The 11,889-nt window shown below is 71.6% G+C and carries 7 protein-coding genes and 1 pseudogene; 7 read left to right on the plus strand and 1 reads right to left on the minus strand.

What is annotated here, in order from left to right; genetic code table 11:
* The 4 genes and pseudogenes from BG482_RS45885 to BG482_RS39480 all read left to right on the plus strand — a co-directional run.
* Positions 1-227 (plus strand): annotated as a pseudogene (locus BG482_RS45885) (hypothetical protein); the annotation flags it as partial.
* A 235-nt stretch (positions 228-462) separates the two neighbouring features.
* Positions 463-1,797 carry a 4-aminobutyrate--2-oxoglutarate transaminase gene (gene gabT / locus BG482_RS39470; protein WP_069774040.1) on the plus strand — a complete coding sequence of 445 codons (1,335 nt, stop codon included), beginning with the start codon at positions 463-465 and terminating at the stop codon, positions 1,795-1,797.
* A gap of 492 nt (positions 1,798-2,289) precedes the next feature.
* Entirely contained in the window at positions 2,290-3,093 is an 804-nt protein-coding gene (locus BG482_RS45895; RefSeq protein ID WP_069774041.1) for a phosphatase PAP2 family protein, read from the plus strand.
* Positions 3,094-3,115: 22 nt separating this feature from the next.
* Positions 3,116-4,561 carry an aldehyde dehydrogenase family protein gene (locus BG482_RS39480; protein ID WP_069774042.1) on the plus strand — a complete coding sequence of 482 codons (1,446 nt, stop codon included), beginning with the start codon at positions 3,116-3,118 and terminating at the stop codon, positions 4,559-4,561.
* A 93-nt stretch (positions 4,562-4,654) separates the two neighbouring features.
* Here the strand turns inward: BG482_RS39480 and BG482_RS39485 are convergent, their stop codons facing one another.
* Positions 4,655-7,504 (minus strand): glycoside hydrolase family 3 C-terminal domain-containing protein, encoded by a 2,850-nt coding sequence (locus BG482_RS39485; RefSeq protein WP_069774043.1) that lies wholly within the window; start codon positions 7,502-7,504, stop codon positions 4,655-4,657.
* Between the two features lie 350 nt (positions 7,505-7,854).
* On the opposite strand from BG482_RS39485, the gene BG482_RS39490 reads away from it, so the two are divergent.
* The 3 genes from BG482_RS39490 to BG482_RS39500 are packed head-to-tail and all read left to right on the plus strand — an operon-like array spanning position 7,855 to position 11,559.
* Positions 7,855-9,555, plus strand: coding sequence for an extracellular solute-binding protein (locus BG482_RS39490; RefSeq protein WP_069774044.1), 1,701 nt, complete (start codon positions 7,855-7,857; stop codon positions 9,553-9,555).
* A 25-nt stretch (positions 9,556-9,580) separates the two neighbouring features.
* On the plus strand, positions 9,581-10,615 hold the full coding sequence (locus BG482_RS39495) for a sugar ABC transporter permease (protein WP_069774045.1): 1,035 nt from the start codon (positions 9,581-9,583) through the stop codon (positions 10,613-10,615).
* The gene (locus BG482_RS39500; RefSeq protein WP_069774046.1) at positions 10,612-11,559 is read left to right on the plus strand and encodes a carbohydrate ABC transporter permease; all 948 of its coding nucleotides are present in this window, start codon (positions 10,612-10,614) and stop codon (positions 11,557-11,559) included. Before BG482_RS39495 ends, BG482_RS39500 begins: the two co-directional genes overlap by 4 nt.
* The last annotated feature ends 330 nt before the right edge of the window (positions 11,560-11,889 follow it).

An 11,889-nucleotide genomic window follows, 5' to 3' on the forward strand; every position in this document is an offset into this window, starting at 1 on the left:
CGGCGGCCGGCGGCACGCCCGGCGCGCGGGTCGGCCGCGGCGGCGCCGAGGGCGGGTGCGCGGGCCCCGCCGGGCGCGGCACGGCGGCCGGCGGCACGCCCGGCGCGCGGGTCGGCCGCGGCGGCGCCGAGGGCGGGTGCGCGGGCCCCGCCGGGCGCGGCACGGGATTCGCATGCGTACCCCGCGCGTCCTGCGTCCCGTCGCTGTCCATCGACCCTGCCCCCTGACCAGCCGTTCCGTCCGTCATCAGCGAGCCAATCTAACGCGCCCGCAAGGGGAGTTCACCGCTTACGCGCCCGCGCCCGCGGGGATGGTCCCCCTTCGGCACTGTCCATGACGGACAACCCGTCTCTCCGACACCGCCCACATGGAGCATGCCCACCCTCCGTCCGCCGTCCTAGCCTGCGAGAAAAGAGGGAAAAGCGTCCGCAAAGCCCCGTTCGCAGAACCACAGGAGCCGTCATGACCGCCCTTCCGCAGGAGCGCCGCGTCGTCACCGCCATCCCCGGCCCGAAGTCGCAGGAGCTGCAGGCCCGCCGTACCGCCGCGGTGGCGGCCGGCGTGGGCTCGGTGCTCCCCGTCTTCACCACGCGCGCGGGCGGCGGCATCATCGAGGACGTCGACGGCAACCGCCTGATCGACTTCGGCTCCGGCATCGCGGTGACCTCCGTCGGCGCCTCCGCCGAGGCCGTCGTGCGCCGGGCCACCGCCCAGCTCGCCGACTTCACCCACACCTGTTTCATGGTCACCCCCTACGAGGGCTACGTGGCGGTCGCCGAGGCCCTCGCCGAGCTCACCCCGGGCGACCACGCCAAGAAGTCCGCGCTGTTCAACTCCGGCGCCGAGGCCGTCGAGAACGCCGTCAAGATCGCGCGTGCCCACACCAAGCGCCAGGCCGTCGTCGTCTTCGACCACGGTTACCACGGCCGGACCAACCTCACCATGGCCCTGACGGCGAAGAACATGCCGTACAAGCACGGCTTCGGCCCGTTCGCCCCCGAGGTCTACCGTGTCCCGGTCGCCTACGGCTACCGCTGGCCCACCGGCGCCGAGAACGCGGGCCCCGAGGCCGCCGCGCAGGCCATCGACCAGATCACCAAGCAGGTCGGCGCGGACAACGTGGCCGCGATCATCATCGAGCCGGTGCTCGGCGAGGGCGGCTTCATCGAGCCCGCCAAGGGCTTTCTCCCGGCCATCAGCAAGTTCGCGTCCGACAACGGCATCGTCTTCGTCGCCGACGAGATCCAGTCGGGCTTCTGCCGCACCGGCCAGTGGTTCGCCTGCGAGGACGAGGGCATCGTCCCGGACCTGATCACCACGGCCAAGGGCATCGCGGGCGGGCTGCCGCTCGCCGCCGTGACCGGCCGCGCCGAGATCATGGACGCCGCGCACGCGGGCGGCCTGGGCGGCACCTACGGCGGCAACCCGGTCGCCTGCGCGGGGGCGCTCGGCGCGATCGAGACGATGAAGGAGCTCGACCTCAACGCCCGGGCCAAGCACATCGAGGCCGTCATGAAGGGCCGTCTGACGGCCATGGCCGAGAAGTTCGACGTCATCGGCGACGTCCGCGGGCGTGGCGCGATGATCGCGATCGAGCTGGTCAAGGACCGCACGACGAAGGAGCCGAACCCCGAGGCCACCGCCGCCCTCGCCAAGGCCTGCCACCAGGAGGGCCTGCTGGTCCTGACCTGTGGCACGTACGGCAACGTGCTGCGTTTCCTGCCCCCGCTGGTCATCGGCGACGACCTGCTCGACGAGGGGCTCGACATCATCGAGCAGGCCTTCGCGCGCATCTGAGCCGGCGGTCCGCACAGCTGCCTCCCAGCGCTCGCAGAGCGTGTGAAGAACGTGTGCGGGGAGGATGGCGGGACGGGATTCGCCCTGTCCTACCGCCTGTCGCTGACGTAGGTTCTACGCAGATGAGAGATACACCCCGCCCACAGGGGACTGTGGACGGACACCGGGCCGGGGCCTCCCCAGCTTCGACCTGGTCGTGCCCTCGCGCACACAACCGGAGCTTCCGGCTTCGGAAATCTCCACACCGATCGGACGGTCGTCCGCCCCAAACCCCCCGGGGCGGCCGACGATCCGGTCCGGACGGCCACCCCGGAACCACCCCCCCTGTTCCGGGGCGGCCGACCTCCTTCTCTGGTGCAGATCACGAAAAGCGGACCCCGGACACCGATCCGGGGTCCTTTTCGTTCGGGTCCCTTCCGGTTCTCGATCGCTTCCGCGCCCTCGTGTCCGCCGGCTCCCGGCCGGCCGGCCGCTGCTGACAAGCTGGGACCCATGCCGTCCCGTCCGCGCCGCGCTCTCCTCGGCCTTCTGCCGCCCGCCGTCCTCTTCGCGCTGATCACCTGGCAGGTGGCCGCCGCCGGGCCGCTCCTCGGGCCGGACGAGCGCCTCAGCCACGCGCTGGTCCACCCCGGCCGGGCCGGCGAGCTGCTGGCCGACCTGGGGAACGTGCAGGTCGCGGTCCCGGCCCTGGTGCTGGTCGCCGCCTGGACGGCATGGCGGGGCAGAGACGCGGGCGACGCGCGGTGGTGGGTCCCGTCCGTCGCCGCCCTGTGTCTGATGGCGCTCGTGCCGCTGATCGTCGTCCCCCTGAAGGAGTGGATCGACCGGCCCGGTACGCCCGCCGTGCCGCCGGCCACCGGCTACTACCCCTCCGGGCACACCGCGACGGCGGCCGTCGCCTACGGCTCCGCGGTGCTGATCCTGCTGCCGTGGCTGCGCACGGCGCTCACCCGCCGGGCGGCCGTCGCCACGGGTGCACTCGCCGTCCTGGCCGTCTCCTTCGGGCTGGTCCGGCGGGGCTACCACTGGCCGCTGGACGTCGTGGCGAGCTGGTGCCTGGGCGCGGTGCTGCTCGGCGCGCTGCGGCTCTTCCTGGAGCGAGCGCCAGGGCGGGGCGGGGAGCGGGAACCGGAAGGGACTCAGGAGCGGGAAGCGGAACGGGGCGGCCTCGGCGCGGGAGCGGAGCGACCGCGCCAAACCGGAGCACATCCGCCGTCCACCCGTACGACTCGGACAAGCGCCCTGTCGGCGTCCCCCACCTACCGTGGAGCACGCACACACCAGGACACCCCCTAAGCGGAAGGGCCGGGACTCCGATATGACTTCCCTCCACGCCTTCTGGCTCGCCGGCCGCCAGGTCACCGGCGAGGACAGCTTCGACGTCACCTCTCCCTGGGACGGGCGCCTCGTCGCCCGGGTCGGCGTGCCGACGGACGCCCAGGTCGAGGAGGCCGTGGCCGCCGCGTACGCCGTGCGTGACGAGTTCGCCGCCACCCCGGCCCATGTGCGTGCCGCCGCCCTCGACCACGTCAGCAAGCGACTCGCCGAGCGCACCGAGGAGATCGCCCAGCTGATCTCCGCGGAGAACGGCAAGCCGATCAAGTGGGCGCGGGGCGAGGTCGGCCGCGCCGTGTCGGTCTTCCGGTTCGCCGCCGAGGAGGCCCGGCGTTTCAACGGCGGTGAGGCCCAGCGCCTGGACACCGACCTCGGTGGTCAGGGGCGGCTCGCCCTCACCCGGCGCTTCCCCAAGGGTGTCGTGCTCGGCATCGCGCCGTTCAACTTCCCGCTGAACCTGTGCGCCCACAAGGTCGCCCCGGCGATCGCGGCGGGCACGCCGATCATCCTCAAGCCCGCCCCGGCGACCCCGCTGTCCGGCCTGATCCTCGGCGACTTGCTCGCCGAGACGGACCTGCCGGCCGGCTCCTGGTCGATCCTGCCGGTCGCCAACGACAGCATGCCCGCCCTCGTCCAGGACGAGCGGCTGCCGGTCATCTCCTTCACCGGCTCCGAGAAGGTCGGCTACGCGATCATGGACTCGGTGCCTCGCAAGCACTGCACCCTGGAACTGGGCGGCAACGGAGCGGCCGTGGTCCTCGCGGACTACGCCTCCGACGCCGACCTCGACTGGGCCGCCGCCCGCATCGCGACCTTCTCCAACTACCAGGGCGGCCAGTCCTGCATCTCGGTGCAGCGGGTCGTCGCGGACGCCGCCGTGTACGACCGGCTGCTGCCGCGCATCGTCGCCGCCGTCGAGGCCCAGGTCACCGGCGACCCCTCCGACGACGCCACGGACGTCGGCCCGCTGGTCAGCGAGGCCGCGGCCGAGCGCGTCGAGGCCTGGGTGGACGAGGCCGTCGCCGCGGGGGCGAAGCTCCTCGCCGGCGGCAAGCGCGACGGCGCCTCGTACGCGCCGACCGTCCTCACCGACGTCCCGTCGGACACCACGATCGCCCGTGAGGAGGTCTTCGGGCCGGTGCTCACGGTGCAGCGGGTGAACGGCGAGGCCGAGGCCTTCGCGGCCGTCAACTCCTCCAAGTACGGCCTCCAGGCGGGCGTGTTCACCCACGACCTCCAGGTCGCCTTCCGCGCCCACCGCGCGCTGGAGGTCGGCGGCGTCGTCGTCGGCGACGTGCCCTCCTACCGCGCCGACCAGATGCCGTACGGCGGCGCCAAGCAGTCCGGGGTGGGCCGCGAGGGCGTGAAGTTCGCGATGGAGGACTACACCTACGAGCGGGTGCTGGTCCTGACGGGCCTCGCGCTCTAGCACGTGGGAACCGTTTTCATATAGCCGCCCGAAGGGGCCCGGCACCGGTGCCTTCCGGTGCCGGGCCCCTCCGCGTCGGCTCCTCGCGGACCCTCAGCCGCTGAAGCCGACGTGCGCGAGCCGCAGCGGGCCGCGCAGTCCGATGTGCAGGTCGCGCACGCCGTCCGCGGCGAAGTCGGCCTCGATGTCGACATGGTCGTACGGGCCTGCCGTGGGCGTGCCGAGAGTGAGCAGGGCCGGCGCGGCTCCGCCGTCCGACCACAGTTCGACCGTCCCCTGCCCGGCCACCGTGACCTTCACGCCGGTCGTCCCGGTCCCGAAGTCACAGGTCCGGAAGACCAGTTCGCCGGTCCCGCCCCCGACTGGCGTCACCGCGTCGCCGGACGTCTTCGCGCGGTCGACGATCTCGCAGCCGCTCTGCTCGTCGAAGTCGACGGCCGCCAGACCGCCCTCCAGGACCTGGCGCGGGCCGGACGGCTCGCCCTCGAGGACGACGCTCCCGCGCAGCCGGACGTCCGCGCTGGACGCGCCGACCAGGAGGTCGTAGGGGCCGGACTCCAGCCGCCACCGGCCGTGCGCCACGTCCCAGAAGGCGAACGCGGACAGCGGGACCTCGAAGGACAGCTCCGTCCTCTCGCCGGGCGCGAGCCGCACCCGGCGGTGACCGAGCAGCTCGCGGCGCGGCCGGACCACCGAGGGCTCCACGGCGCGGGTGTAGAGCTGGGCCACCTCGTCGGCGCTCACCGCACCGGTGTTGGCGACCGTGAACGCCACGTGCACCGACCCGCCCTCGACGCGCACCGCCAGGTCGGCGTAGGAGAACGACGCGTACGACAGGCCGTGCCCGAACGGGAAGAGCGGGTCGCCCTCGAAGTAGAGGTACGTCTGACGGGCGCCGATCACGTCGTAGTCGAGCAGGTCGGGCAGATCGGCGTCGTCGGCGTACCAGGTCTGGGGCAGGCGGCCGGCGGGGGAGACGTCGCCGGCCAGGACCCGCGCCAGGGCGGCGCCCGCGGCCTGGCCGCCGTGCGCGGTCCACAGCGCCGCGGACAGCGGTCCCGGCTCGAACGCGTACGGGTACGCCGACACCAGAGCCAGCACCGTGCGCCGGTTCGCCGCCCGGGAGGCCGCCAGCAGCCGCTCCTGATGGGTCGGCAGCCGCAGCGTCGTGCGGTCCTCGGTCTCGCGGCCGTTGATGTGCGGGTCGTTGCCCGCCACCACCACGACGACGTCGGCGCCGGCGGCGACCCGGGTCACGGCGTCCTCGCCCCTCTCGACGAGGACCAGCTCGAAGACCTCGGGCTCGGCCCCGGCGACGGCCTCGGCAACCTGCACGCCGTCGGCGGCGACACACACAGGGCGACCCGTGCCCACGTGCAGCAGGAGGTGACCGTTTCCATGCGGTTCGAGGCGGAACGTCTCCTGGACGATCCAGCCGCCGGGCTGGTCGGCGGAGGCGCGCAGTCGGCCGTCCTCGGCCACCGAGAGGTAGCGACCGTCGGGGGCGCGCAGTGTGAGCACTCCCTCGCCCCATTCGACGAGCGCGAGCTCCGAGCCGACGGCGTCCGTGGTCAGCGGCGGGAGGTCGGTGCGCCCGGCGAGGAGCGCCGGGTCGAGCGCGCCCTCGGCGCCGCGCACCGCGGCCGCCGCCTCGGGGGCGTCGGGGACCTTCAGGAACGTTCCGGCGGAGGTCCGCAGCAGCACCCGGTCCACGCCCTCGGCGAACTCGACCCGCTCGGGGCCGAACCGCTCGTACAGCCCCTCCAGGGGAGTGGAGCGGTGGATCAGCGTGCCGCTGTACCAGTCGAGCTTGCACTCGTCGGCGAGCAGGCCGACCACCGCGATCCGGGCGTCGGCGGCCAGCGGCAGCACGCCGTCGTTGCGCAGCAGCACGACCGCCCGCTCGGCGGCCTCCTGGGCGAGGGCCCGGTGGGCCGGGGTGTCGAACGCACCGGCCTCCGCGTGCGGGTCGTGGTGCGGGTCGAACTCGCCCAGGCGGAACCGGACCGACAGCTGACGGCGGACCGCCGCGTCCACGTCCGCCTCCGTCAGCAGGCCCTGCTCCAGGGCGCCGCCGACCCGGGCCACGATCGTCGAGCCGTCGGTGCCGTGGTCGGTGAAACTGTCCACGCCGGCCACCAGCGCCGCCGCCGTCGCCTCCTCGTGGGTGTCGAAGTAGTGCTCGGAGTCCACCAGGTTGGAGGGCGCGCCCGCGTCCGAGCAGACGAGCAGTTCGTCGTCGGTCCAGGCGCGCAGGTGCTCGCGCAGATACGGCGAGACGTGGTTGGGGCGGCCGTTGACCAGGTTGTACGCGGGCATCACCCCGGCCACCGCGCCCGCCTGCACCGTCTCGCGGAAGGCACGCAGGTCGTACTCGTGCAGCACGCGCGGGCGGACCGACGACGAGGTGACGTCCCGGCCCGTCTCGTTGTTGTGGGCCAGCCAGTGCTTGAGGACCGGGGCCGTGCGCCAGTACGTGGGGTGATCGCCGCGCAGCCCGCGCGTGTAGGCGGTGGCGATGGCCGAGGTGAGCTTAGGGTCCTCGGAGTAGCCCTCCTCGTTGCGGCCCCACAGAGGGTGGCGCAGCAGATTGACGGTGGGCGACCAGACGTTGAGGCCGACCCGCTCGTCGCGGGCGCGCATCGCCCGGACCTCCCTGGACACCGCCTCGCCCACGCGGCGCACGAGGTCGGTGTCCCAGGTCGCGGCGAGACCCACGGCCTGCGGGAACACCGTCGCCGGGCCCATCCACGCGACGCCGTGCAGCGCTTCCTGTCCGGTGCGGAACGCGGCGATGCCGAGACGCTCGACGGCGGGCGCGTACTGGTGCAGGAAGGAGACCTTCTCCTGCGGCGTCAGGCGCGACAGCAGGTCGTCGATGCGCTTCGCGAACGGCAGCTGCGGATCGCGGAACGGCGGCGTGGGCGGCGTGGGTGCGGTCACGGTGGGATCCCTCTGCAGTGGACCGGGAAGGGTCTTTCGAAGCGCTTCGATGCTCATTCGACGAGAGGGTGAGTGTCAAGAGAACCTCACGCTAATTTCAAGCAGGCCATACCCACACGTCACTCCTCACGCCTCGGAGGAATCTTGGGGACGACCCTTGTGCACCCCCGAGTGTTCACTTAACCTCGCAGCAACATCGAAGCGCTTCGACTGAGTTCGACGCCAGGGACGTGTCGGGTGGTGTCGGGCATGGTCGGTCGAAGGGCGCTTCAGCTCAGCCAGTTCCACTCGAGACACCGCAGCCGACGGCCACCGCCGGGTGTCCTGGTGCGCCATGAAGGGTTGACGCAATGACGCCGAACGCCGCTTCCCCCTCTTCAGGTCCGTCCGGGCCCAGCCGGAGAAGCTTCCTCGCCTCCACGGCGGTCGCCACCGCAGCGGTGGCGGGAGGGATGCCGCTGCTGGCCGCCTGCGGGGGCTCGGACAGCGGCTCACGCGAGGGCACCACGTCGGGCAAGGACGCGAAGAAGATCCTCCCGGCGTTCGTGGCGAGCAACGTGGTGACGCCGGACATCCCGGCCAAGAACGGCTCGGCGATCGGCTTCACCGGCAAGCTCGACCTCACCACGCTCAAGACCTCGGTGCCCGAGAAACTCGGCAAGGGCGGCAAGGTCACCGTCATGTCGCCGTTCTGGGGATCCCCGCCCAAGGCCGGCAACCCCTACTACCAGGGGATGAACTCGCTCATCGGCGTCGACGTCGTCTGGCAGAACCAGGACGGCAACACCTACGACCAGAAGCTCGGCGCGGTCCTCGCCTCCAGCGACGTGCCGGACGTGGTGGTCGTCCCCGGCTGGAACATGACCGGCCGGATACCCAGCGCGATCATCAGCAAGTTCGCCGACCTCGGCCCCTACCTCTCCGGGGACGCCGTCAAGGAGTACCCGAACCTCGCCGCGATCCCCACCGACGCCTGGCAGCGGTCCATCTTCGGCGGGAAGCTGCTCGGCCTGCCGCAGCCTGCGCCGTACGTGACCGGCATCGTGCCGCTGTACCGCAAGGACATCTTCGACAAGCAGGGGTACACCGTCCCGCGCTCCGCGGACGAGTTCATGGCGCTGGCCAAGGAGATCACCGACGCCAAGGCCAAGCGGTGGGCCTGCCTGGACATGAAGTGGACCGCCTGGCAGATGTTCGGGGTGCTCTCCGGCAGCGAGAAACCCCTCGGCTGGAACCTCGTCGACGGCAAGCTCGTCAACCGCGTCGAGACCGACGAGTACCTGGAAGCGCTGGAGTGGACCCGCAAGCTCTTCGCCGCCGGGGTCGTGCACCCCGACGCCAAGCTGGGCAAGACGGCCCCCGACCCCGGCCCCAAGTTCGCGGCCGGCGAGTTCCTGATCTACGCCAACAACATCAGCCAGTGGTGGGGCCGCACCGCCGAACAGGCCACCCAGAACCCCGAGTTCAAGATCTGGGGCATGGACGTCTTCGCACACGACGGCGGCGACCCCCATCTCTGGGCCGAACAGCCCGCCGGCATCTTCGCCTTCGTCAACAAGAAGGCGTCCGAGTCGGTCATCCGTGACGTGCTGGCCGTCGCCAACGTCACCGCCGCTCCGTACGGCACCAAGGAGTACATGATGACCAACTACGGTGTGGAGGGCACCGACTACACCGTCAAGGACGGCGTCCCGGTCAAGACCGACAAGGGCAACAACGAGGTGTCGAACGCGTACGTCATGGTCGCGAGCCCCGCCGCGACCATCGCGCACCCCGATTTCCCCGCGGTCGCCAAGGCCCAGGTCGAGTGGCAGCAGCACGCGGGCGCCTTCACCAAGAAGTCCTCCTTCTACGGCATGCAGATCACGGAGCCGGCCCGCTACACCAACCTCTCCGACGGCTTCGAGCAGCTCGAGGACGACATCACCCGCGGCCGCAAGAAGATCAGCGACATGCAGCAGGCCGTCTCCGACTGGAAGAGCAAGGGCGGCGACAAACTGCGCGACTGGTACCAGAAGCTGCTCGACGACAACGGCACGGCGGCGAGCTGACCGGCAGCGAGGCAAGGAGAACGCCGTGGCCCACAGCACGGTGCCTCGGAACGAGGCCGAGGCGGACGAGACGGCGGGCACACCGGCGGCGCCCGGTGGCGAAGCGGACGCCCCGCGAAAACCCCCCTCGGGGAAACTGAGCCTGCGTCTGAGGTTCCGACGCGACCGGGTCCTGCTCCTGATGACCCTGCCGGCCGTCCTCCTCGTCCTGGTCTTCAGCTACCTGCCGATCCTCGGCAACGTCGTCGCCTTCCAGGACTACGACCCCTACGTCAGCGACAACGGGATCGTCTCGATCCTGCACAGCCCCTGGGTCGGGTTCGACAACTTCCAGCGGATCTTCGCGGACTCGGCGTTCTGGGACGCGGTCCGCAACACCCTGGTGCTGTTCAGCCTCCAGCTGGTGCTGTACTTCCCCATCCCGATCATGCTCGCGCTGCTCATCAACAGCGTGGTCAGACCGAAGGTGCGGGCCCTCTCGCAGGCGATCCTCTACTTGCCCCACTTCTTCTCCTGGGTCCTGGTCATCGCCGTCTTCCAGCAGTTGTTCGGCGGCGCGGGCCTGCTCTCCCAACTGCTGCGACAGCACGGCTACGACGGCCTCGACATCATGACCGACCCAGGGACCTTCAAGTTCCTGATCACCGCGGAGAGCGTGTGGAAGGACGCGGGGTGGGGGATCATCGTCTTCCTCGCGGCCCTGGCCTCCGTCCCGACCGACCTGTACGAGGCCGCGGCGATGGACGGCGCCGGCCGCTGGCGCCGCATGTGGCACGTGACGCTCCCGGCCCTGCGCCCGGTGATCGCGCTGCTGCTGGTGCTGAGGGTCGGCGACGCGCTGACGGTCGGGTTCGAACAGATCCTGCTGCAACGCGACGCGGTGGGACCGGGCGCGTCCGAGGTCCTCGACACCTTCGTCTGGTGGAACGGTGTGCGCAACCAGGACTTCGGCTACGCGGCCGCCGCCGGTCTGGTCAAGGGCGTCGTCAGCCTCGGGCTGGTCCTCGCCGCGAACAAGGTGGCCCATCTCATGGGCGAGCAGGGGGTGTACAAGAAGTGAGCGCGACTCTGGAGAAGCCGGCGCGCAAACCGGCCGGCGCGAGCGGGTTGTGGTCCGCCCCGCCCCGGCCGTCCTGGGAGGAGGAGCCCGGCGGGGCGGGCCTCGCGGGCAAGGCCCTCGTCCTGTCGCTGGCCTGTCTGGGGATTCTCTTCCCCATCTGGATCGTGGTCGTCACCAGCCTCTCCTCCCGAAAGACGATCGACGAGGCGGGCGGCCTGGTGATGATCCCCAGGGGCGTCACCTTCGTCGCCTACCGGGAGCTGCTGAGCGGCGGGCAGGTGACCCGGGCGGCGGTGATCAGCGTCCTGATCACGCTGGTCGGCACGCTGTTCTCGATGGCGGTGTCGGTGCTGTGCGCCTACGGACTGTCCCGGACCGGGTCGCTGGGCCATCGCTGGCTGCTCCTGGCCCTGCTCGCCACGATGTTCTTCAGCGCCGGCCTCATCCCGACGTACCTGCTGGTGCAGTCGCTCGGTCTGACGGACAGCTATCTCGCGCTGATCCTGCCGAGCGCGATCAGCGTCTTCAACATCCTGGTCCTGCGCGGCTTCTTCATGGGCATCTCGCAGGAACTCATCGACAGCGCCCGCATCGACGGGGCCGGCGACTTCAGGATCCTGTGGCAGATCGTCATGCCGCTGTCGCGAGCGGTCCTCGCGGTGATCACCCTGTTCTACGCCGTCGGGTACTGGAGCGCGTGGTTCAACGCCTCGCTGTACCTGAACGACCAGGACATGATGCCGCTGCAGAACGTGATGATCCAGCTCGTCCAGAAGCAGGAGGCGCCGGTCGGCCTCGGCCAGGCCATCAAGACCGGTCAACTGTCCGGGCTGGCCGTCCAGATGGCGGTGATGGTGATGGCCCTGCTGCCGGTCGCGGTGCTCTCGCCGTTCGTGCAGAAGCACTTCAAGAAGGGCATGCTGACGGGGGCGATCAAGGGGTAACGCCGCCGCCCGGCAGAACCGCCGGCCGCCGGACTCCGGCCGCCGGACTCCGCGTCGGCCGCGGCCCACCGGCGCCCGGGGCGCGCCCCCCCACCGCGCAGCGACCCGGCCGAGCGCCCCCGGCCGCCCCCAGCACCCCGCCTCACGGCGGCGGGCAGCCGTGCCCGGTGGAGACCCCCGCCGACGCGGGCGAGCCGCCCGCCCCCGCCCCCCCGCCGCCGCGCTCACCGCCCTGCCCCCCCGAGGTACCCCCATGCAGGCATCCCGCCGTACCGTCCTCGCCGGCACCGCAGCCGCCGCCGCGCTCACCGCCCTGCCCGCCCTGCAGGG

The organism is Streptomyces sp. LUP30 (assembly GCF_001746365.1).
In the GTDB taxonomy this organism is placed as follows: domain Bacteria; phylum Actinomycetota; class Actinomycetes; order Streptomycetales; family Streptomycetaceae; genus Streptomyces.